Raw genomic sequence first — 22,275 nt, 5'->3', positions numbered from 1 at the left:
GCGAGCCTGACTATCGACCATCATTTTCAGGATGAGCGATTCGGTAGCAAGGTTCATAATCGGTGCCACCTGGTAATTTCATCCGATGTTGATCGACGAAGTCTTGCAGTAATTTGTCGAGCTTCTTCATCAGTATTGGTTCCCCATGGATGGTGAACGGACCTTTAGCTTCGATTTCTTTAATGCCTTCCGCTTTTACGTTACCAGCAACAATGCCTGAAAACGCCTGACGTAAGTTTGCTGCGAGAACTTGAGGTTCCTGATCCATATGCAGATCCAATTGCTCCATTGCGTCATGATTTGGCTCAAATGGTAACTGGAAGTGCGGCTCGATTTTTAGTGACCAGTTGAAACTGTAGGCATCGCCTTTTTCTTTCCTATGTGTGCGAACATCGTCCATGCCGCGTTTCATAATCCGGGCAACTTCTGACGGATTATCAATCACGATCTGGTAATGTTTACGACCTTCTTCTCCAAGCGTGTCACGAATAAATTCATCGATAGCAAGGAAGTAGTCCTCACTTTCCTTAGGCCCAGTCAGTACGATTGGCATTGGTTGATCGGCATTTTCTGGGTGCATCATAATACCCAGAATGTAGAGCAGCTCCTCGGCAGTTCCCGGACCACCCGGAAATATCACAATGCCATGCGCCATACGGACAAAGGCTTCCAGACGTTTTTCAATGTCTGGCATGATCACCAATTCATTCACGATCGGATTTGGCGGTTCAGCCGCGATGATAGACGGCTCGGTCAGGCCTAAGTAGCGCTGGTCGGTATAACGCTGTTTTGCATGGCCGATGGCTGCCCCTTTCATTGGCCCTTCCATCGCACCGGGTCCACAACCGGTACAAATATTCAGTTCTCGTAGGCCTAACTCGTTACCCACTTCTCGGGTGTATTGATACTCTACTGCGTTGATAGAGTGTCCACCCCAGCAAACCACCAGATTAGGGGCTATGCCGGGCGTAAGTGCTCGGGCATTGCGTAAGATACCAAATACCAGGTTAGTAATATGAACAGGATTCGTCAGGTTTAAACGTTGACTGTCAGCCAAGTGCATATTCACATACACGATATCGCGTAAGACTGAAAACAGATGCTCCTGTATCCCCTTAATCATTTCACCATCGACAAAAGCGTGCTCTGGTGGATCGGTCAACTCTAATTTGATGCCGCGTTCACGGCGAAGCACATCAACATCAAAGGATTGGTATCGGTCTAACAGCTCTTTTGAATTATCGGTATGGCTGCCTGAGTTCAAGACCGCTAATGTACAGTTTCGGTAAAGTTGGTAAAGATCACTCGATGCGGTCTTTTTTAAACGCTCAACTTCCAGTTGGGATAGCAAATCCATGCTACCTGCGGGGCTGATATGGGTAATCATAGCGCCTCCTTGTTGTGATTATATTTGAGGTAAAGTACTCCATCACCTTTGGTTTATACGTGTCGTTTGTGAGTGGTGATTGGAAGGCTGGATAATTGAAGCTTAGCAGACTGGAATGGAAGAAATGTGATAACTCGTTGAAAAATGGCGGATATAAGTAAACTTAAGGGATGAAATCTGTTTGTTTGCTTATATTTTGAACGAATCAGCTCCAGTTGAGCTGGTTTTTGCCAAGCTTTTTGGTGTCACGTACCATCTTTGTAAGACGCCCTAGTACCTGCTCTGGAGAATCGGACTCTCTAAATGAAGTGGAAACAGCAGTAAGGGTGATCATGATGCTTTGCTCGCGGAACTTAAATGGTAACTGGCCAATCTCACGCTGGATGCTTTTCATCAATTCTAAAGTGTACTCTTCTGACTGCTCTGGAATTAATAGTATAAACTCTTCTCCGCCGAATCGAGCCACGGTTTCTAATTCAGATAACCGTTTACTGATGGTGCGGGCGATGATCTTGAGAGCTTTGTCTCCGGCTGTGTAACCATAGCTGTCGTTGACGGCTTTGAAGTTGTCCACATCAAACATCACCAGACGTAAGTTTCTCTGAGAACGTACCCAGCGTCGGTATTCCAGTTCGAGGCGATCGTTAAATGCGGTGCGGTTGTACACTTTAGTCAGTGGGTCAAGTAGCAGGCGCTGAGTTTGATCATCCAACCTGCGTCGGTGGTCTTGTGTGGTTTCAAATACGGCTTCGAGTTGATTCTTGCTGTAAGTCATTCGCTCTTGAAGTGCCTGCTCCCGGGCCTCTGTCATCTCCAGACGTTCCGACAATGAGGCCATTTTAGCAAGCAGTGGGGCCATCTCTTTCTTAAGGTTCGCTAAGTCCTGAGACTGACTTAAAGAGCGCTGACTTTGTTCAACCAAACTACTCATTTCTGAATTCAGCTCATGGCGGTGCTCAAAGTAGGTTTGATGCTGATCGGCGTTTTGGTGGATGGTTTTTAGGTTACTTGCAAGGGATGTATTTAGCTGGTCGAGAAATTGGCTGGAGGTTTCACGCTCAAATTTCGTCGCTTTTACCACTAACTTTAAGGTTGCCAGTGTCAGCTCCATTAATGACTCTGCATTCACTCCCATCAGTAGTTTCGCGCGGATGTCGAGCAGTTTGTCACCACACTCGCCCTCAAAATCCAGCTCTGTTATGGTGTGTTGCAGATCGCTAGCAAGACTCTCAAGTTGTGACTTTTCTGGGGTGCTCTCAAATTCACTTAGATGTAAGCGTGAGTTCGAAGTGATGATTTTCAGTGCACGTTCGTAAATACTGAGCAGCTTAGTGGCTTGACTGATGTTGGTTACCGAGTTCGCTTCTGAAAAGCTCATCAGATTCCGCAGTTCACGCTTAAGTTGAGCGGGTAAGCCAGTCACACGCTGTAGTGTTTCACCACTGCGTTTGATTTGAGCGTCAAGGTTGTCGTGCTGCTTTTCCATCGTTCTGGACTGCTGTTTTAGCTTTCTCTCTAATACCGCGAAACGCGGGATCAAAGCGCTGATGTCCGTTTTATGTTGCAGCTCTTGCTGGATTTCTGACAAGTAGTTGGATAGTTGAACATCAGAGCCAGGACAGGCAGACGACAAAGACGCCAGAACGCGCTTAAGGATTTGTTGCTCACGTTTAAACTTTAGCGAACTATCGCGATGCGTCAGTTTAAGTTGGTCTAGTTGACAACTTAACTGATGCAGCTGTGCCTGAATATCGGATTCCAAGATTCCCATGAAACGACTACGTTTAAATCCATGTGAGATGACGGTCACTTGATAATAACAAAAAACCTTATAGCGTCATCAGTTATTAATCCTAAGTGGCGCTTAATTATCCATTTTTTAATATTTTCTTGATGTCATCCTCATTCTTGTAAGAAGAGTGAATCTTGATTAACCCTTGATTGATGGCGTGTTGGCAGGCCTTTCTTATGTCACCGGTAGCAAAGCTTGCTGCTGGTGCATTATCAATGGCTTTGAGGAATACCCAGTGGCTTTGTTTGTCTTTTAGGCTAATTTCACGCGCAATATGCGTAGCAAGAAGCAGTAAATCCAGTAGCTCCGCATCATTAATCGCCGTATAAGCTCGTGGCAGGAATGGGTAGTCACTGATTCCCATGCGAATAGTACGATTGACATTATGCTGGTTAGCAAAGTCATCCACCCAAGCCTGAAACTTATCAAACATCATTTCTGCTGATGCATCTCTATCAGCGTTGGGTTCGATATAAAGTAAGTTCGCATCTGAGAAGTGATACAAACGTGCGGGTTTTTTGATCTTTTCTGCCAGAAACTCCCCAAACGCTCGCTCTAACTCCAGCCCGGCTTGATAACCGTTTTGAACGTACATACTGCGTAAGAATGGCAGGTCGATCATCACAAAGCGCAGACGGTCATTGAGTGGCTCGTGGATTAACTCGCCAAGCTGCCACTGTTCGAAGGTGTCACTCGATTTCTTCAACGAGCGTGACAGTTTTACATTCAACATGCGTAAGTTATTCAGGCGAGATCGTGAGTGGGTGAACAGATCATTACGTAGTTTATCTATCTGACCCGACTGACGCTGAATGATGACGCCACGGCGCATGATGAACAAAAACATCACTAAAACGGTAATAAACAGAGCAAAAGAGATTTTTTGGAATTTACGGTGCTCTCCCTCAACCAGTGCCAAGCGCTCGGTTAAGCCAACGTAGTGAATAGTCTGCTCTGCGAACTCTTTTTGCTGACGGAATGCATCTTCACTGATCTGGTTTAACTGCACCTGCTCCAGTTTTACTAAATTGGTATACTTTTTATATGCCTGTAACGAAAGCTGGTATTCACCTGCCTGTTCATAGCCCAGTCCAAGATAACGGTAAGACTGCTGCTTAATAAAGTTATTTCCTGTAGCAGAAGCATCAATGAACATGAGCGCTTTTTGCGCGTTTTCGATGACGCTTTTACTGTCATTCTGATGATAAGCAAGACCCGAGTGAAGCAGGGCAGCTTTGGCCTTAAGCGCTGGAATGTCGGCATATTCGAGCAGTTCCGTCGAGCTGTCCAGATATTGCCCCGCCAGAGCATAGTTATAGAGTTGAAGGTAAGTCGCGGCAAGACTCAGACGAATATTGATCATACGGTTGATACTTTTACTCGTACTCTCGTGATCCAATACATTGAAGTAGTGGACCAGTGCCAGGTTAAATTTACCCTGATAAAAGTAAATGTCACCCATCTGCTCAAGCACATCCGCCAGGATTGGTGAATTTGGGTAAGAGTCGTAAAAGTCTGCAGCCTGAGATAAGTACTCGACCGCTTTATCGTATACGCGTCGCTCTTGGAATAGCCTTGCCAGTAATCGGTTAACTTTGGCCAGTCTGGCGCCACTATCGCTTTCAATCGATTGCCAGTAACCGTATAAAAGCTCAGAAAGCGCTAGATTGTATTTTTTCTCGTTGAGGTAAAACTCGCCAACTGTGGTGTAGTAATCGATGAGTGCCAAGCTGGAGCGAGTTTGTTCCAGCATCTCCTTGGCTTCCGCATAATAACTTTCTGCTTTGACACTATCACCACGATAGGATTCTAAAAGCGCACGTTGCATGACTAAGCGATAACGAATGCTATCAGCACGCTGTAAAACGGCATCCTCTTGATTAAGCGTATTCTCTATTTGGTCCAGAGCTTCTTCCGCAGCAGCGTAATTTTTATTTCCAGTCCAGATCATCTGGTTTCGGATCAGTTGCACATCCAGATACTGGTATGGAAGCTCGTATTTTTGTGCCAGAGTTTGCGCTTCATTGAGGCTTTTGATTGCTGCACTGCCATCCCCCAAAGCGAAGTTTGCTTGGGCAATAATTTTATGTGCTTCGATGGTGCTGTTCGGGGTTCGGATACTGCGGTCGGTTTCCTCACGAGACATGGCAGACGGACCGTCACTTTCACTGCGTTCTATCAACTCTCGTTGCAAAAGGTAGTTGGTTGCGGCTTGTCTTGCTTGTGAGGGATCGATTTCCGCCAGTTGTTGGGCTTCATTAAGTAAAGTGGAAGATAAAATGGTCGCGTGAAGCGGCTGTGCCAGCAGTAAGCAGAAAAAGCCAATCAATTTGAATAGACGCGATCTGTCCCAAAACATCCTTTCGTTCCCTCGAACTGGTTTAGATTTTTTGATAATACCATGCTTAGGTATTAAAAACGTTCGGCAATCCAATAGATTGCCGAACTTGTTTTTACCACTGAGTAATTACTGACGAGCCATGCGGTGGTTGTGCTCTGGCTTGGCGTTCTCGGTGGAGCGGTAAGGGTTGATATCCAAACCACCACGGCGAGTATAGCGAGCAAACACGGTCAGTTTGCTTGGGTGACAATATTTCATCAGGTCAGTGAAAATACGCTCGACACATTGCTCATGAAACTCATTGTGCTCACGGAAAGAAACGAGGTAGCGCAGCAGCTTCTCACGGTCTAGCTTCGCACCCTGATAGCGAATTTCAACGCTGCCCCAGTCTGGCTGGTTGGTGATCAGGCAGTTTGATTTCAGCAAGTGGCTATGTAGCGTCTCTTCGACTTGCTCTTCACCAGCCGCGCCTTCCAGCAAGGATGCATCAAAATCGTAGCTGTTGATTTCAATGTCTTGATCATCAATACATTCACCTTCCATCGTGACGATCGGCTGGTTGGTGTAATGAGTGACCGGATTTACTTCGACGATGACTTGTTCACCAGCACAAGCCGAAAGATCCTGAACTAAACGCTCGGCAACCTCCTGCCAACTCGCAAAACGAGTTTGGTTGTAACTGTTCAGATACAGCTTAAATGACTTGGACTCAATTAAGTTAGCGCTGGTCGCAGGAATGTACACTTCTGCAACGGCCACTTGTGGCAGGCCTTTGCTATTTAGCCACGACAGCTCATATAAGGTCCAGATGTCATGGCCCATAAACGGCAGGTCATCACCTAACTCAAGATCATCACGGTTCAGGCTACGCGGGACAGGTTGCAGCAAGCTCGCGTCGTATTGGTTCGCGTACTCGGTCTTTTTACCCAGAGTCAGCCCTGCAAGCTCTTTAGCGTCAGAATATTTGCTCATACTTTGTGGTCGTTTTCGATTAGAATGGAGAGAATTTTACTGAATCCGCTGATTAATTGCTATCTGGCAAATATTGCTAGAAGACAAACAAGGAATAGGAGAGCTTCATGACCCAAACCGTTACTCAGGCGCTACAAGATTTTAGCCTGCGCTACCAACAAGCCTGGCAAACTAAGCACAATGAATTGCCAAGCAGTGAGGAGCTTGCTGATCTTGTATCACCATGTGTTGAAGAGAAACGTGATGGGGCGGTCTTATGGAAAGCGTGCCTGCGTGAAGAGCAAGCGGATTTCACCAATGTTGAAAATGCGATTGAACTGACGTTACACGATGACATTAAAACGTTTTATGGTTCGCAATACAGCGCGGACATGGAAGCGACCTGGAAGGGGAATGAACTCACTCTATTACAGGTGTGGAGCGATGATGATTTTGATCGTCTGCAAGAAAATATTCTTGGTCATTTAGTGACACAGCGTCGTCTTAAGCTTAAACCAACCGTTTTTATTGCTGCAACAGACGCAGAGCTGGATGTTATTTCTATCTGTAACTTGACGGGCAACGTCATTCTTGAGCGACTGGGTACTTCTCAGCGTGATGTACTGGCCGATAATGTCAGTGAGTTTCTCGCTAACCTAGAGGTCGTGGTGTAAGTATGTACGTTGTTGAGTTGCAGTTTGAGTGCTTTGATAACACTACCGTCAGCGCAGTGGATAAGGCTATCAATGGGTTGATGGATGCGCTTCGTTATAACGGCCAGGTACTCGGTCGAGAATTTCCTATTGTGATGGGCGATGGCGAGTTTTTTGTACGTGTGGTTTGCCCCGAGCAAGAGAGCCTGCACCCGCGATACCATTCAGACTTTGTCAAAGTGTGCATGACCCGCTTGTCAGAGGCCTCTTTGCTGGCGCCAAAAATGCGCTTGCTTGGTCGTGATCTTAACTCTGAGCAAGCAGCAGAAGACGATACACCAAGCTGGCAGGTGCTTTATACCACTTACGTGCATACTTGTTCGCCACTGCGCAGCGGTGAAACCTTATTGCCAATCCCTTTGTATCGTAATGAACCAACACTAAACGGTGACCATAAAGCCGTCATTAAGTGGCAAACGGAATGGCAGGCGTGTGATGAAATTCAAATGGCGGGTGGATGCCGTGCTGAGCATGCCGCGCTGCACGAGATATGTGATTCCGACAGTGTCCTGTTTCGCCGAGGTTGGGATTTACGCGGTCGTATTGAATACATTACTAAGATCCCAACCTACTATTACCAGTACCGCGTGGGCGGTCAGTCTCTTGAAAGTGAAAAAGCGCGTAAGTGCCCGAAGTGTGGTGGGGACTGGCTATTAGATGAGCCCTTGCATGACATCTTCTACTTTAAGTGCGATGACTGCAGAATTGTTTCGAATATCTCTTGGGACCATCTCAAGTAGCCGTTTGGGACTGTCTAATACCAATCTGGAAAATTAACGGGTCAGGAAACAGGGTTTGATAAACAAACTCTATTTGCCATGGATGGCAAATCGAAGCCCCATGGATGGGTTGATGCGTGTTTGTGTTCGATGCCTGTTTTCTGGTTCTCTATAATTAAGTATGACCACTTTCTTACGTAGGTTTGTAGATAAGTATATATAGTAAAAGGGCTGATGTTTGCACATCAGCCCTTTTTGCGTTTATTGACAGCGACTGGTTATATTACCAGCCTTTTACAACGCCGCCTTTGAATAGTTCTTTCGCTGCTTCGTAAACTTCTTCAGTTTGGTAAGCTTTTACGAAGTTTTGTACGTTTTCAGCGTTTACGTTTTCTTCACGTGCTACAACCAGGTTTACATATGGGGACTCTTTGCCCTCAACGAATACGCCGTCACGCTCTGGAGATAGGTCAATTGAGCTTGCGTAAGTGGTATTGATGATAGATAGCGTTACGTCATCCAATGAACGTGGAAGTTGTGGCGCTTCAAGTTCAATGATTTCGATGTTTTTAGGGTTACCTACGATGTCACGTACTGTTGCCAGTAGACCAACGCCATCGCGTAGCTCAATCAAGCCTTGTTGCTCCAGAAGAATCAGTGAGCGACCTAGGTTAGTTGGGTCGTTTGGTACTGCGATACGCGCACCATCTTGGATTTCGTCAACCGATTTAACTTGCTTTGAGTAACCAGCAATTGGGTAAACGAACGTGTTACCTGCGATAGCCAGTTTGTAGCCACGGTCTTTAATTTGTTGATCCAGGTATGGCTTGTGTTGGAATGCGTTAGCGTCAACTGAACCGTCATCTAGTGCTGCGTTTGGAGTAACGTAGTCAGTAAAAGTGACCAGCTCAACATCGAGGTTGTATTTTTCTTTAGCAATTTTAGCTGCAACTTCCGCAACCTGTGCTTCAGAGCCAGCGATTACACCAACTTTTACTTTGTTGACATCAACTTCTTTATCACCACAACCAGCAAGTGCTAGAGCAGAAGCGGCGGTTACGACAGTCAAAAGACCTTTAAGGCTAAATTTCATCGGTATCTCCTTATAATTTATGTAATTTGATGCTTATCTGTGGTCCACGCGGCGTACCACTGCGTCGCCGATAGACTGAATAATTTGTACCAGAACAATGAGCATTACCACGGTAACAGCCATGATGGTGACATCGTAGCGGTGGAAACCGTATCGAATTGCCACGTCGCCAAGGCCACCGCCACCAACAGTACCTGCCATCGCAGAGTAGCTGACCAAGGTTACGAGTGTGATTGTTACTGAGTTAACAATAGTCGGCATTGCTTCAGGTAGCAGAACTTTTGTTATGATTTGTACTGGTGTTGCACCCATAGATTGTGCTGCTTCCACTAAGCCCGTTGGTACTTCAAGTAGAGCACCTTCGATAAGACGCGCAACAAACGGAATGGCACCAATGGTTAACGGTACGATGGCTGCGGTTGTACCAATAAAGGTACCGACCAGCATTTTAGTCACTGGGATGATTGCAACCATCAGTACAAGGAAGGGTACTGAACGGCCCACGTTGACAATAGCGCCGAGAATGCCATTGAGTTTAGTATTCTCAAGCAGGCCACCTTTTTTAGTAATATGCAGAATGACCCCTAAAGGGATACCGACAGCGAAGCCAACGATGCCAGCAACGGCCACCATGTATACCGTTTCCCAGGTTGCACCCAGAAGAAGGTTGCTGTTTAGGCTTAGCCACTCAGAAACAGTATTAAAGGACATAACCAAGTACCTCTACTTTCACGTTGTGCTCACGCAGGTATTCGATTGCTGCGTTGTCATCTTGTTCATTACCAAACAGTTCAGCGACCATCATGCCGAATTTCACGCCACCGGCGTAATCAAGATCTGAACTTAGGATACTTACATCAATATTGTATTTGCGTGAAATCTGAGACATCAATGGAGCGTCAACCGTTGCGCCTGTGAACTCCATACGGACTAGCGGGTAGCTGCCCTCAATACGGCTTGATTGAAGTCGAGCCTGGTAATCTTCAGGAATAGACAGATCCAGAGTCGAGCGAATGAACTCGTGCGCCAGTTCTGTTTTCGGGTGAGCAAAAATTTCACCCACGGTGCCTTTCTCAACCAGTTCACCACCACCGATGATCGCCACTTCGTGACAGATGCTTTTTACCACTTCCATTTCATGCGTGATAAGCAAAATAGTGATGTTGAGTTTACGGTTGATCTTCTTTAATAACTCAAGGATTGATTGAGTCGTTGCCGGATCCAGTGCGCTGGTGGCTTCATCACACAATAGCACGCTTGGATCAGAGGCTAATGCACGAGCAATGGCTACACGCTGCTTTTGGCCGCCACTTAAGTTAGCTGGGTAGCTTTCATGTTTGTCTTCTAACCCTACTAGTTTCAGTAGTTCAGTGACTTTCGCATTGATATGCGATTTATCTTTACCTGCGAGTTCAAGAGGTAGTGCAACGTTGTCGAAAACGGTACGAGACGACAGCAGGTTAAAGTGCTGGAAAATCATGCCGATATTACGACGAGTTTCTACCAGTTGTGTTTTGCTTAGTTTGGTCAGGTCAACGCCATCTACGATGATGGAGCCAGAGGTCGGAGCCTCTAACATGTTCACACAGCGAATCAGAGTACTTTTACCAGCACCTGACGAGCCGATCACCCCAAAGATGGTGCCCTTGGCGATATGTAGGTTAATGTCTTTCAGAGCCAGAATTTCTTTATTGCCCTGGTAGAACACTTTATTGACGTTTTCTATTTCTATCATGTTTCAACCTGCATAGAGATATGGGGAACTTCGTTGTCAAAAACGGCTTTTGACAGAACTTAATTTTGAGCTCTATCTCAATTTTCAGTTGATGCTATGGGTTAAGAAGATTGAAGTCAATAGATATTTTTACGTCTAGACGTCTAAATGTGCAAACGTTCTGATATAGGAATGTGATGATATCAGAGGTGTTTTTTCGAACATTAGGTGGAAGCCCCCGATATTCAACGATTCTTGCGATGTAGCGTGCTGATTTGTCGCAATGTCAATCTAAATAGATAGTGTTGAAGTTTATAAGGTATGTAATAATCTGCTTAAACCGAGTTAATAGAGAAATACGTTTTGGCAAAACCTGCTGTTTTTATCGACCGTGATGGCGTGATTAACGTCGATCATGGTTACGTTCATGACGAACATGATTTTGAGTACATTGACGGTGTGTTTGAAGCGACGAAAGCGCTGAAAGACCAAGGTTACATGTTGGTTCTTGTGACGAATCAATCTGGCATCGCACGCGGTAAATTCAGTGAAGACCGATTTTTATCTCTGACTCAATGGATGGATTGGAACTTCGTAGATCACGGTGTCGAGTTTGATGGCTTCTATTACTGCCCGCATCACCCTGAAGAGGGGATTGGCGAATACAAGCAAGATTGTGATTGCCGTAAGCCAAAGCCGGGGATGTTCATTTCTGCACGTGACTTCCTTAAGATCGACATGGAAAACTCGGTCATGATTGGTGATAAAGCGGAAGACATGATGGCAGCAGAAGCGGCTGGTGTAGGGACCAAGATTCTTGTACGTACCGGAAAACCAATTACTGAACAGGGTGAAGCGCTAGCGACGGTAGTATTGGATAGCATTGCTGACGTTCCTGCATATTTAAACAAATAACATCATCGCTATATTTTTAAAGGGAAGCACTGGCTTCCCTTTTCTCTATTTGTTGTTAAAGTTCATTTATCTAAGTTTCTACCCACTTTAGTTTGATCACCTATGAACAAAAAACTCACCATTCTTGATATCGCAAAACTGGCCGGCGTTGGTAAGTCGACGGTAAGTCGTGTGCTCACGAACGACCCCAAGGTAAAGCCAGAAACGCGCGAGAAGGTGGAAAAAGTCATTAGTGATTCAGGCTATGTTCCTTCTAAATCCGCGCAGTCAATGCGTGGCGGCCGACAAAAGGTCGTCGGGGTGATTATTTCGCGTTTAGACTCGCCATCAGAAAACCAAGCGGTAGGCACCATGCTCAGTGAGTTATATTCTGCTGGTTATGATGTGGTGATCATGGAAAGCCAGTTTGATCGCCAAAAAACCATTGAGCACCTTGAGGTTCTTCGACGTCGCAATGTAGATGGCGTGATTGTATTTGGTTTTACAGGTTGCGATGAGAAGGCGCTGGCTGAGTGGGGCAGTCGCATTGTGGTGATTGCCATGGACACGAGTGATGTCTCCTCCATAAATTATGATAACCAAGGCATTATCGATATGGCTCTCTCTCATTTAGAGCAGCAGTCGCTTTCTCGTATTGCCTACATTGGTGTGGATTCTGACGACAGAACAACGGGCTTTGCACGTTTGAATGCTTACCAGTTGTGGTGTCAGCGCAGGAATATCCAACCTTGTTTTCAAACGGGAGCGCTTAGCCATGAGAGTGCCTATCAGCTGGTGGACCAAGTTTTACAACAAGACACTCAAGCCATTGTGTGTGCCAGTGATACGCTTGCGCTTGGTGTCATCAAACGTCTACAAGAGTTAGGGCGTGAAGACGTCGTCGTAACGGGCGTGGGCGGCAATGAACTCCTTTCTTTCCTCTTTCCTAATATCTTCAGTGTCGATCCTGGCTATGCACATGCTGGTCAAAAAGCCGCTAACATGCTGATTAATCAGTTGAATGGTAACCAATCTTTAATGCACTTCACCCAGAAGCCGGTTAGTCAATAGTGGCGCATCGATATGCGATAGTCGCATAATAGGCATTCTGCTCTAGACTTAGTTTGTGATCCTTTTCAATTAATGGGACTGTTCCCATTTTGTTTTTTATCATCAGGTGGCAATATAAAACCACTTCGTGGGAATGTTCCCATCAATAATAAATACAAAGAAAAGTTAAACATATCCAATACAGGGTGGGCAAAGTTATGAGTAAGATTGCGCGTCAAGATGTACAGCGTCTTATTGAGTTGGTCGGTGGGCCAGACAATATTGCGAGTGTAAGCCACTGCTTAACTCGTTTACGTTTTGTACTGAATAAAACTGAGCAGGCGGATATTAAGCAGTTAGAAGCACTGCCAATAGTTAAAGGTTGCTTTACCAACGCAGGTCAATTCCAGGTCGTTATCGGTACTGAAGTCGATGAAGTGTACAAGGTACTGATCGAGATGACGGGTAAAAGCGAAGCCAGCAAAGATGAATCAAAAAATGCCGCGCGTCAGAACATGAACATCGTTGAGCGTGGCATCTCTCACCTTGCTGAAATCTTCGTGCCTCTGCTACCAGCTATCATCACTGGTGGTCTGATTCTTGGTTTCCGTAATGTGATTGGCGATATCAAGATGTTTGATGGCCAAACGTTGACCGAAATCAGTCAGTTCTGGGCGACGGTCCATTCATTCCTATGGCTGATTGGTGAAGCGATCTTCTTCTTCCTACCTGTTGGCGTCTGTTGGTCAACGGTGAGAAAGCTCGGTGGTACGCCGATTCTGGGGATCACGCTTGGTGTGACTCTGGTCTCTCCACAATTGATGAACGCCTATTTGATCGGTAAACAAGCGCCGGAAGTGTGGGATTTCGGTTGGTTTGTGATTGAAAAAGTGGGCTATCAGGCACAGGTGATTCCTGCCATGCTTGCGGGTATCGCGTTGGCGTATATCGAAAAATACCTTAAACGTATCACTCCGTCTTACTTGTATCTGGTTGTGGTGCCATTTGTTTCCATCATTATCTCGGTGATTCTGGCGCACTCTATTATCGGTCCATTTGGCCGCATGCTAGGTAACGGTGTGGCGTTCGCTGCCAAGGCTGCCATGACGGGAGACTTTGCGATCATTGGCTCGACAGTCTTCGGCTTCTTGTACGCGCCATTGGTTATCACAGGTATTCACCACACCACCAACGCCGTTGATTTACAGCTGATGCAAGAGCTTGGCGGTACCCCAATCTGGCCTCTGATTGCACTTTCAAACATTGCTCAGGCATCCGCAGTGGTTGGCATCATTATCATCAGTAAAAAACAAGACGAGCGTGAAATCTCCGTTCCGGCGGCAATCTCCGCTTATCTGGGCGTTACTGAGCCTGCGATGTACGGTATCAACCTGAAATACAAATTCCCAATGCTAAGCGCAATGATTGGTAGTGCTTGTGCGGCGGCAGTTTGTGGTAGCGCTGGCGTAATGGCGAACGGTATCGGTGTGGGTGGTTTGCCGGGCATCTTATCTATTCAGCCTCAGTTCTGGGGTGTGTTCGCATTAGCAATGTTGGTGGCGATAGTGGTCCCAGCTGGCTTGACGCTGATTCTTTATAAGCGCGCAAAAGCGAAAGGTGAACTTGAAACGGCAAACGCATAACAAACTTAAATCAGCGATGGCAACGGAGAATGTCATGCCATCGCTTTGTTTCCCCAATTTAAAAAAGCCATTCCTGACTACGTCATTTTGAGCTCAGGAGTGCTTGATCTTTAACCATGATTGTCATGGTGACTTTTTAATTTAATGGTAAGTGGGTGTTAGAAATGGCAATGACCAAGCAAGATAACAGCTGGTGGAAAACCGCAACAATCTACCAAATTTACCCGAAGAGTTTTTGCGATAGTGACAGCAAAGGTACGGGTGATATCAAAGGGATCATTTCTAAACTGGATTATTTAAAACACCTTGGTGTGGATGCGATTTGGCTAACGCCTGTGTATGCATCGCCAATGATCGACAACGGCTACGATATATCCGATTACTACTCGATCAATCCTGACTTCGGCACCATGGCTGACTTTGATGAGTTATTGGTGGAGGCGCACCAGCTGGGTATCCGAATTATCATGGATATCGTCGTCAATCATACCTCGACTGAGCACAAATGGTTCCAGTCTGCGCTGGGTGACAAAAACAGTCCATATCGTGATTATTACATCTGGAAAGATCCGGTAGAGGGGGCAGAGCCCAACAACTGGCAATCCAAGTTTGGTGGTAACGCATGGGAGCTGGATGAAGCAACCGGTCAGTACTACTTGCACCTGTTTGCCAAAGAGCAAGCGGATTTAAACTGGGAAAATCCGGTAGTGCGTGAAGAAGTCAAAGACGTGATCAGCTTTTGGGCAGAGAAGGGCGTGGATGGTTTCCGTCTGGATGTGATTAATCTGATTTCCAAGCAACAAAATTTCCCAAGTGATGATATTGGCGATGGACGTCGTTTTTATACTGATGGTCCACGAGTGCATGAGTACTTGCAGGAGGTCAGCCAAGCGGTATTTCAGAAGTACGGCAGTGTAACGGTTGGAGAAATGTCTTCGACAACCCTTGAGCACTGTCAGCAATACTCCTCTTTAGATGGTAAAGAGCTGTCTATGGTGTTCAATTTCCACCATCTGAAAGTGGATTACCCTAATGGAGAGAAGTGGACCAAAGCACCGTTTGACTTTCTTCAGCTCAAACAAATCTTTAATCACTGGCAGACAGGGTTAAACGGTAAAGGCTGGGGAGCGCTGTTCTGGTGTAACCACGATCAACCACGTGTGGTCAGCCGGCTAGGCGATGATCAGCACTACCGTGTTGAATCGGCGAAGATGTTGGCTGCGTCTGTCCACATGATGCAGGGCACGCCTTATGTTTATCAGGGTGAAGAGATTGGCATGACCAATCCGGGTTATACCGAGATCAGTCAATATCGCGATGTCGAAAGTACCAACATGTACGACATTATGGTCAATCGTGATGGGGTTTCACACCAAGAGATGATGGCTATTCTGGCTCAGAAGTCTCGTGATAACTCGCGAACGCCTATGCAATGGAATGGCCAACTGCATGCTGGTTTCACCAAAGGAACGCCTTGGCTCGAAGTCGCGCAGAATTATCCGCAAATCAATGCCGAGTCTGCTGTAGCAGATTTAAACTCCGTATTTTATTTCTACAAGCGCTTAATTGAGCTGCGCAAACAGGTCCCGGTCATCACGGACGGCAGCTATGAAGATTTGCTGCCGGAACATTCACGTATTTTTGCTTACGCTCGCCAGAATGAATCCCAGACGTTGTTGTGTATCAATAATTACTATGGGGAAGAGGTGGAATGTGTCTTGCCAGAGCGCTTTGAGGTGGCGGAAGCGAAGTGTTTGTTGTCCAACTACCATAATTCGGCAAGTGCGGTTGCCTCTCGACATCAAACACTGCGTCCGTATGAAACACGAATTTTGTTGATTGAAGAGTAACTTAACTTTTCCTGAGATTGTCTCCCCCACTAAAGGCTTTGGAATGCTCCCCAAAGCCTTTTTTCGTCGGGGTTACTGAGAGCCATAGGTGACAGAGTATCTATGTGGTTTGTGGTTCATGGCGAGTACCAGATTGAGCGCAAACGCCCCTAAGGCTGACAAAGCGATGACCCAAGGTGAGACAAAGAACATCGACGCCAATACAATACACACATCAATTGCCATCTGACTTTTTCCGACTGAAATGCCGAATTTGTCCTGGATAAACAAGCACAACACGTTAAAGCCACCCAGACTAGAACGATGACGGAATAAGATCAGCATACCTAACCCCATTAATAGTCCGCCAGCGACAGCACAATAGATATCATTGACTGACTCTAATGAAATCAGTAAATAAAGATGATCGGCAAAAATTGAAACTAAAGCACCAGAAATAACACTATTGATGGCAAAGTGACGTCCAAAGCGTTTCCAAGCTAACAGATAAAAAGGGCAGTTAGTTAAAAAGTACAGCACACCAAAGGTAAAAGGTGTAAATTGACTGATAAGCAAAGCCAATCCTGTTGTACCTCCTGTAAGGAGTTGCGCGGATTGAAGAAAGAAAACGCCTTGGGCAACCAAAAAGGTCCCGGTAAGAATCGCTACCCAGTCTTCTTTTCTTGAGTGTTTTTCCATCAAAGTTGCAGTTATCGGTGAGAAATAAGGCGAGCATAATAGTAAAAAGATGATCTTTTCGGTAGCTAGAGGCTAAAATTTACGGTAAACCTATGTAATTGCTGTTTTACAGGGTGTAAAGCACAAAATTGACAGTAATGCGTGTCGTTTAAACAATTGCAACATCGGCATGATATTTATTACCCGTCATCATGAAAAAACTGCATGAGAAAAATTTAAATTTTCTCTTTATGACCCAGATCAAATTATGTAAAATGCGCGCCATTAGGTCGACGAAAACGTTTGCGCTCGGTCATTAAACAGTTTTTTTGCCAATTTCAGTACTAATCTGAGTCAGGAGATACAGATGCTTAAGCGTGATATGAACATCGCAGATTACGATGCGGAACTGTTCGCAGCTATCCAGGAAGAAACTCTTCGCCAGGAAGAACACATTGAACTTATCGCTTCTGAAAACTACACAAGCCCACGTGTAATGGAAGCTCAAGGTTCTCAGCTAACGAACAAATACGCTGAAGGCTACCCAGGCAAGCGTTACTACGGCGGTTGTGAGTACGTAGATAAAGCGGAACAATTAGCAATCGATCGTGCATGTGAACTATTCGGTTGTGAATACGCAAACGTACAGCCTCACTCTGGTTCTCAAGCAAACAGCGCAGTATACATGGCGCTTCTGAACCCAGGCGATACAGTATTAGGCATGAGCCTGGCACACGGTGGTCACCTGACTCACGGTTCACCAGTAAACTTCTCTGGTAAGCACTACAACGTTATCCCTTACGGTATCGACGAAGCTGGTCAAATCAACTACGACGAGATGGAAGCGCTTGCAATTGAGCACAAGCCTAAGATGATCATCGGTGGTTTCTCAGCTTACTCTCAAATCGTTGATTGGAAACGCATGCGTGAAATTGCAGACAAAGTTGATGCTTACCTATTCGTAGATATGGCTCACGTTGCTGGCCTTATCGCAGCAGGCGTTTACCCAACACCAGTACCATACGCACACGTTGTAACAACAACGACGCACAAAACACTAGCAGGTCCACGTGGTGGTCTTATCCTGTCTAACGCTGGCGAAGACATGTACAAAAAGCTGAACTCAGCTGTTTTCCCTGGTGGTCAAGGTGGTCCTCTAATGCACGTTATCGCTGGTAAAGCAGTAGCGTTCAAAGAAGCTATGGAACCTGAATTTAAAGCATACCAAGCTCGCGTAGTTGAAAACGCGAAAGCAATGGTTGCTCAGTTCCAAGAGCGCGGTTACAAAATCGTTTCTAACGGTACAGAAAATCACCTGTTCCTAGTTGATCTAATCGACAAGAACATTACTGGTAAAGAAGCGGACGCAGCACTAGGTGCAGCGAACATCACAGTAAACAAAAACTCAGTACCAAATGATCCACGTAGCCCATTCGTAACGTCTGGTATCCGTGTTGGTACACCAGCAATCACTCGCCGTGGCTTCACAGTAGAAGACGCAAAAGAGCTAGCGAACTGGATGTGTGACGTTCTTGATAGCATCGACAACGAAGAAGTTATCGAAGCGACAAAACAGAAAGTTCTAGATATCTGTAAGCGTCTACCAGTTTACGCATAATTGTTCTTCATAGAGTGAGCCGATTTCGGTGTCGAACATACTCATTTGCTCGCGCAAACTCCGTGTGTTCTCCTAGAACTCGACTCATCTATTTTGAAAATTAAATATTAAGGTCCTCAATTTGAGGGCCTTTTTGTTTTTCTGGTGTTTGGAATGAGTTCGGTATTCCCTATAGTGAAGGGTGCGGAAGGTAAGAGGATGGCTACCGACACTGTCCCTTTATTTTATATCTAAACCACGTCATTCCGACGAGCCTAGGCGAGATCAGGAATCTTGTTGCGGCACACTCTTTTACTCAAAGTTTCCCCCCAAAGTCATCAGTACTCTGAAAACAGATTCTGAATCACGCTCCTTCGTCGCTGTTCAGAATGACGGTGGTGGAGTAGCTTTTTATCATCATTTGCCAGATACAAAAAAGGTTGGCGAAGTGCCAACCTTTTTAGTCTTAATAATCAATTGATTACTTGATTTCGATACCTTGAGCCTGCATATCGGCATGGTATGAAGAGCGAACAAATGGGCCACACGCTGCGTGTGTAAAACCAAGTTCCAGCGCGATCTCTTTAAGCTCATCAAACTCTGATGGTGGAACGTAACGTTCTACTGGCAGGTGGTGACGGCTTGGTGCCAGGTACTGACCAAGCGTTAGCATCGTTACGCCGTGTTCGCGCAGATCTTTCAGTACTTCGACGATCTCTTCTTTAGTCTCACCAAGACCCATCATCAGACCTGATTTAGTCGGTACATCTGGGTGCTGTTCTTTGAATTTCTTCAACAGTTGCAGAGACCACTTGTAGTTTGCACCCGGACGAGCTTTGCGGTAAAGACGTGGCGCCGTTTCAAGGTTGTGGTTGAATACATCTGGCGGGTTATCTTTCATCAGATCCAGCGCAACGTCCATACGACCACGGAAGTCAGGAACCAGAGTTTCAATCTTGATGTTAGGGTTCAACGCACGGATCTCGCGGTTACAGTCAGCGAAGTGTTGTGCACCACCGTCACGCAGATCATCACGGTCTACAGAAGTAATTACCACATACTTCAGCTTCATATCTGCGATGGTTTTCGCCAGCTTTTGTGGTTCTTCTGCTTCTGGTGGTAATGGACGGCCATGAGCAACGTCACAGAAAGGACAACGACGAGTACAGATTGCGCCCAGGATCATAAAGGTCGCAGTACCGTGGTTAAAACACTCAGCCAGGTTAGGGCAAGAGGCTTCTTCACATACAGAGTGAAGCTTATTCTTACGCATTGCTGCTTTGATGTCTTGGATTCGTTGGCTATCGGCTGGTAGCTTGATTTTCATCCAATCAGGCTTACGCAGCACTTCTTTCTGCTCTGAAGGCATATTCTTTACTGGAATCAATGCCATTTTTTCGGCGTCACGGTATTTAACGCCTTTTTCCATCTGGATTGGTTTGCTCATGCTTTATTACCTTGAGAAGGTGCTTCTGTGCTGAATTCCACTTGCTCGTAGTCGAGCAAAGTAACGAGTTCTTGTATTAGTTGCTTTTCTACAGCTTCCACATTGTCCGGTCCACCCACTTGGCTGACCTGAACCATTTCCATGCCTTGATACCCGCAAGGGTTAATGCGCAGGAATGGTGTTAAATCCATATTGACGTTTAAGGCGAGGCCATGAAAGGAACAGCCTTTACGAATACGTAAGCCGAGAGAGCATATTTTTTTACTATCGACGTAGACACCAGGAGCGTCTGGTCTTGCTGCAGAGTCGATATTGTATGCTTTTAGCGTGTTGATCACGAGGTTCTCTATATTGGTAACGAGATCTCGTACGCCTAATTTCTTGCGACGCAGGTTAATCAAAAAGTAAGCCACTAACTGGCCCGGACCATGATAGGTCACCTGACCACCTCGGTCACTTTGTACGACAGGAATATCACCAGTGTTGATTAGGTGCTCAGCTTTACCAGCCTGACCCTGGGTAAATACTGGGTTATGTTCAACCAGCCAAACTTCATCAGGTGTCTCTTCTGTACGTTGGTCTGTGAACTCATGCATTGCCTTCCATACGGGCTCATAGTCCTGGCGGCCAAGTCGTTTTACAACAAGTTGGTGTTGCATGGCATTTCCTGTCGCGATTATATAAAGTGTTTGGATTATAAACTGGATAATCCTTCTACTCTACCGTTGAGTAACAGTTTTTTAACTCAAAGGTGAGTGACTTTTTACTATCTTGTTGATATATAAAAAGAAAGCAGCCGAAGCTGCTTTCAAAAAAAATTTAATTTATCAAATATTTATAGAACCATACGAACGATGTCGATTTCGCCTAATTCTTTATAAAGGACTTCAACCTGCTCGATTGACGTCGCTGTAATATTGATAGACACCGAGTGGTAGTTGCCCTTCGCACTAGGTTTTACTGTTGGGCTGTAGTCACCTGGTGCATGGCGCTGAATGACTTCAAGAACAAGTTCTGGAAGCTCAGGCTTTGCATGACCCATTACCTTGTAAGTAAAAGAACAAGGGAACTCAAGCAGGTCTTTTAATTTAGCATCAGAGTTGATGGTTAGCATATCGGTAACTCCAGTTGGTATTCGTTGCGGTGCGAAATAGTACAGTCAATTTAAGGTGAACTCAAGGTACTTAAAAAGCCGCCATAGTCGGCGGCTTTAAGAATCGGTTGGTTAATTTTGAGCCGTTTTAGAAGAAGCTCTTAACTAACAATACGATGTAATCCCACATACGGCTAAACAGGCTGCCTTGTTCTACGGTTTCCAGCGCCATTAGCGGGTACTCGGCAATATCTTCACCATCGATCTGATAGTATAGCTTACCAACTACATCACCTTTATTAATTGGGGCTTCTAGCTCTTTTTCAAGTACGAAGCTTGCTTTTAGATTCTTAGCTTCACCACGTGGAAGGGTTACGTAAGTATCTTTATCCAGACCCAGTGCAACCGTGTCTTTGTTACCCATCCATACTTTTTCTTCTACGAACGTTTCACCCGCTTTGTGTGGAGCAACGGTTTCGAAGAAGCGGAAGCCGTAACTTAGCAGCTTTTTACTTTCTGATTTACGAGCGTTGGCATCTTTAGTGCCCATCACTACCGCAACCAGACGCATTTGGCCTTCAGTCGCAGAGCTTACCAAGCTGTAACCAGCGTTACTTGTGTGGCCTGTTTTGATACCGTCAACGTTCATGCTCTTATCCCAAAGCAAGCCGTTACGGTTGTATTGGGTAATGCCGTTGTAGGTGAATTTCTTCTCAGCGTAAACGCGGTACTCATTTGGTACATCACGGATAAGCGCTTTACCTAGCAGTGCCATGTCGTATGGCGTTGAGTAAAGTTCTGGGTTATCTAAACCGTGCACGTTGGCAAAGTGCGAGTTGGTCATACCCAGCGTGTTACCCCATGCATTCATTAGATCAACGAAGGCATCTTCCGAGCCAGCAATATGTTCGGCCATTGCTACACACGCATCGTTACCAGACTGGATGATAATACCGCGGTTAAGGTCTCTGACTTTTACAGTGGTGCCCACTTCGACGAACATCTTTGAAGAGTCCGGGAAGTTTTTCGCCCATGCGTTCTTACTGATGGTGACATCATCATCTTCTGAAATATTACCACGTGCTAGCTCTTGGCCAATAACGTAGCTGGTCATCATTTTGGTCAGACTAGCAGGAGACAATTTTGTGTTCATCTCTTTCTCTGCCAGTACTTTACCTGAATGGTAATCCATCAGTACGTAGCCTTTCGCTGCGATTTGAGGAGAGTCTGGTACCACGATCGGTGCGGCAAGAGCTGATTGAGCAAAGGTTGCTGAAAGAACAACGGATGAGACGAGAATAGATTTCACAAACTTATTTTTATTCATGGTAATT

General features: G+C 45.7%; 19 protein-coding genes. 7 read left to right on the top strand and 12 right to left on the bottom strand.

Annotated features, from left to right (window positions below):
• Positions 1-10: 10 nt before the first annotated feature.
• The 4 genes from ppnN to queF form a co-directional block, all read right to left on the bottom strand.
• Positions 11-1,387 (bottom strand): nucleotide 5'-monophosphate nucleosidase PpnN, encoded by a 1,377-nt coding sequence (ppnN, locus tag RXX31_RS15165; protein WP_065299219.1) that lies wholly within the window; start codon positions 1,385-1,387, stop codon positions 11-13.
• A 205-nt stretch (positions 1,388-1,592) separates the two neighbouring features.
• Positions 1,593-3,158, bottom strand: coding sequence for a diguanylate cyclase (locus RXX31_RS15160; protein WP_317590388.1), 1,566 nt, complete (start codon positions 3,156-3,158; stop codon positions 1,593-1,595).
• Positions 3,159-3,255: 97 nt separating this feature from the next.
• Positions 3,256-5,538, bottom strand: coding sequence for a tetratricopeptide repeat protein (locus RXX31_RS15155; protein WP_317590386.1), 2,283 nt, complete (start codon positions 5,536-5,538; stop codon positions 3,256-3,258).
• A 108-nt stretch (positions 5,539-5,646) separates the two neighbouring features.
• A complete protein-coding gene (gene queF / locus RXX31_RS15150) occupies positions 5,647-6,492 on the bottom strand; it encodes an NADPH-dependent 7-cyano-7-deazaguanine reductase QueF (protein WP_317590385.1) in 846 nt (281 codons plus the stop codon).
• A 107-nt stretch (positions 6,493-6,599) separates the two neighbouring features.
• Between queF and syd the strand changes: the two genes are divergently transcribed.
• On the top strand, positions 6,600-7,145 hold the full coding sequence (gene syd / locus RXX31_RS15145) for a SecY-interacting protein (protein ID WP_317590384.1): 546 nt from the start codon (positions 6,600-6,602) through the stop codon (positions 7,143-7,145).
• 2 nt (positions 7,146-7,147) lie between these two features.
• Positions 7,148-7,924 (top strand): Zn-ribbon-containing protein, encoded by a 777-nt coding sequence (locus tag RXX31_RS15140; protein ID WP_317590383.1) that lies wholly within the window; start codon positions 7,148-7,150, stop codon positions 7,922-7,924.
• Between the two features lie 262 nt (positions 7,925-8,186).
• Here the strand turns inward: RXX31_RS15140 and RXX31_RS15135 are convergent, their stop codons facing one another.
• Genes RXX31_RS15135 through metN form a run of 3 tightly spaced genes read right to left on the bottom strand, consistent with a single transcriptional unit; the run spans position 8,187 to position 10,731 of the window.
• A complete protein-coding gene (locus RXX31_RS15135) occupies positions 8,187-8,996 on the bottom strand; it encodes a MetQ/NlpA family lipoprotein (RefSeq protein ID WP_317590381.1) in 810 nt (269 codons plus the stop codon).
• Between the two features lie 33 nt (positions 8,997-9,029).
• Complete coding sequence (locus RXX31_RS15130; protein ID WP_317590380.1) at positions 9,030-9,707, bottom strand: methionine ABC transporter permease; 678 nt, start codon at positions 9,705-9,707, stop codon at positions 9,030-9,032.
• Entirely contained in the window at positions 9,697-10,731 is a 1,035-nt protein-coding gene (gene metN, locus RXX31_RS15125) for a methionine ABC transporter ATP-binding protein MetN (RefSeq protein ID WP_317590378.1), read from the bottom strand. Before metN ends, RXX31_RS15130 begins: the two co-directional genes overlap by 11 nt.
• 342 nt (positions 10,732-11,073) lie before the next feature.
• Here metN and gmhB point away from each other — a divergent pair, with 342 nt between their 5' ends.
• The 4 genes from gmhB (at position 11,074) to treC (ending at position 16,147) form a co-directional block, all read left to right on the top strand.
• A complete protein-coding gene (gene gmhB, locus RXX31_RS15120; protein ID WP_317590377.1) occupies positions 11,074-11,625 on the top strand; it encodes a D-glycero-beta-D-manno-heptose 1,7-bisphosphate 7-phosphatase in 552 nt (183 codons plus the stop codon).
• A gap of 102 nt (positions 11,626-11,727) precedes the next feature.
• Positions 11,728-12,675, top strand: a complete 948-nt coding sequence (treR, locus tag RXX31_RS15115; RefSeq protein WP_317590376.1) for a trehalose operon repressor TreR — start codon at positions 11,728-11,730, stop codon at positions 12,673-12,675.
• Between the two features lie 197 nt (positions 12,676-12,872).
• Positions 12,873-14,297, top strand: a complete 1,425-nt coding sequence (gene treB / locus RXX31_RS15110; protein WP_317590375.1) for a PTS trehalose transporter subunit IIBC — start codon at positions 12,873-12,875, stop codon at positions 14,295-14,297.
• A 164-nt stretch (positions 14,298-14,461) separates the two neighbouring features.
• Positions 14,462-16,147, top strand: a complete 1,686-nt coding sequence (gene treC, locus RXX31_RS15105; RefSeq protein ID WP_317590374.1) for an alpha,alpha-phosphotrehalase — start codon at positions 14,462-14,464, stop codon at positions 16,145-16,147.
• 72 nt (positions 16,148-16,219) lie between these two features.
• Here treC and RXX31_RS15100 read toward each other — a convergent pair whose 3' ends face one another.
• Positions 16,220-16,825, bottom strand: a complete 606-nt coding sequence (locus RXX31_RS15100) for a YitT family protein (RefSeq protein ID WP_317590373.1) — start codon at positions 16,823-16,825, stop codon at positions 16,220-16,222.
• A gap of 346 nt (positions 16,826-17,171) precedes the next feature.
• On the opposite strand from RXX31_RS15100, the gene glyA reads away from it, so the two are divergent.
• A complete protein-coding gene (gene glyA, locus RXX31_RS15095; RefSeq protein WP_014231041.1) occupies positions 17,172-18,422 on the top strand; it encodes a serine hydroxymethyltransferase in 1,251 nt (416 codons plus the stop codon).
• Positions 18,423-18,882: 460 nt separating this feature from the next.
• On the opposite strand, the gene lipA is transcribed toward glyA, so the two are convergent.
• The 4 genes from lipA to RXX31_RS15075 form a co-directional block, all read right to left on the bottom strand.
• Positions 18,883-19,848 carry a lipoyl synthase gene (gene lipA, locus RXX31_RS15090; RefSeq protein WP_176291059.1) on the bottom strand — a complete coding sequence of 322 codons (966 nt, stop codon included), beginning with the start codon at positions 19,846-19,848 and terminating at the stop codon, positions 18,883-18,885.
• Positions 19,845-20,507 (bottom strand): lipoyl(octanoyl) transferase LipB, encoded by a 663-nt coding sequence (gene lipB, locus RXX31_RS15085; RefSeq protein WP_317590370.1) that lies wholly within the window; start codon positions 20,505-20,507, stop codon positions 19,845-19,847. Before lipB ends, lipA begins: the two co-directional genes overlap by 4 nt.
• 176 nt (positions 20,508-20,683) lie before the next feature.
• The gene (ybeD, locus tag RXX31_RS15080; protein WP_014231044.1) at positions 20,684-20,962 is read right to left on the bottom strand and encodes a DUF493 family protein YbeD; all 279 of its coding nucleotides are present in this window, start codon (positions 20,960-20,962) and stop codon (positions 20,684-20,686) included.
• Positions 20,963-21,089: 127 nt separating this feature from the next.
• Entirely contained in the window at positions 21,090-22,268 is a 1,179-nt protein-coding gene (locus RXX31_RS15075; protein WP_317590369.1) for a serine hydrolase, read from the bottom strand.
• Between the last annotated feature and the right edge of the window lie 7 nt (positions 22,269-22,275).

The sequence above is a fragment of the Vibrio sp. EA2 genome (genome assembly GCF_033042495.1).
GTDB lineage: Bacteria > Pseudomonadota > Gammaproteobacteria > Enterobacterales > Vibrionaceae > Vibrio.
Note: the sequence above shows the minus strand (reverse complement) of the source record. Positions and strands in the feature narration are given on the sequence as shown.

Bases quoted from the DNA above. Each gene is read 5' to 3' on its own strand.
- ppnN (WP_065299219.1), bottom strand. From the start codon at position 1,387: ATGATTACCCATATCAGCCCCGCAGGTAGCATGGATTTGCTATCCCAA.
- RXX31_RS15160 (WP_317590388.1), bottom strand. From the start codon at position 3,158: ATGGGAATCTTGGAATCCGATATTCAGGCACAGCTGCATCAGTTAAGT.
- RXX31_RS15155 (WP_317590386.1), bottom strand. From the start codon at position 5,538: ATGTTTTGGGACAGATCGCGTCTATTCAAATTGATTGGCTTTTTCTGC.
- queF (WP_317590385.1), bottom strand. From the start codon at position 6,492: ATGAGCAAATATTCTGACGCTAAAGAGCTTGCAGGGCTGACTCTGGGT.
- syd (WP_317590384.1), top strand. From the start codon at position 6,600: ATGACCCAAACCGTTACTCAGGCGCTACAAGATTTTAGCCTGCGCTAC.
- RXX31_RS15140 (WP_317590383.1), top strand. From the start codon at position 7,148: ATGTACGTTGTTGAGTTGCAGTTTGAGTGCTTTGATAACACTACCGTC.
- RXX31_RS15135 (WP_317590381.1), bottom strand. From the start codon at position 8,996: ATGAAATTTAGCCTTAAAGGTCTTTTGACTGTCGTAACCGCCGCTTCT.
- RXX31_RS15130 (WP_317590380.1), bottom strand. From the start codon at position 9,707: ATGTCCTTTAATACTGTTTCTGAGTGGCTAAGCCTAAACAGCAACCTT.
- metN (WP_317590378.1), bottom strand. From the start codon at position 10,731: ATGATAGAAATAGAAAACGTCAATAAAGTGTTCTACCAGGGCAATAAA.
- treR (WP_317590376.1), top strand. From the start codon at position 11,728: ATGAACAAAAAACTCACCATTCTTGATATCGCAAAACTGGCCGGCGTT.
- treB (WP_317590375.1), top strand. From the start codon at position 12,873: ATGAGTAAGATTGCGCGTCAAGATGTACAGCGTCTTATTGAGTTGGTC.
- treC (WP_317590374.1), top strand. From the start codon at position 14,462: ATGGCAATGACCAAGCAAGATAACAGCTGGTGGAAAACCGCAACAATC.
- RXX31_RS15100 (WP_317590373.1), bottom strand. From the start codon at position 16,825: ATGGAAAAACACTCAAGAAAAGAAGACTGGGTAGCGATTCTTACCGGG.
- glyA (WP_014231041.1), top strand. From the start codon at position 17,172: ATGCTTAAGCGTGATATGAACATCGCAGATTACGATGCGGAACTGTTC.
- lipA (WP_176291059.1), bottom strand. From the start codon at position 19,848: ATGAGCAAACCAATCCAGATGGAAAAAGGCGTTAAATACCGTGACGCC.
- lipB (WP_317590370.1), bottom strand. From the start codon at position 20,507: ATGCAACACCAACTTGTTGTAAAACGACTTGGCCGCCAGGACTATGAG.
- ybeD (WP_014231044.1), bottom strand. From the start codon at position 20,962: ATGCTAACCATCAACTCTGATGCTAAATTAAAAGACCTGCTTGAGTTC.
- RXX31_RS15075 (WP_317590369.1), bottom strand. From the start codon at position 22,268: ATGAATAAAAATAAGTTTGTGAAATCTATTCTCGTCTCATCCGTTGTT.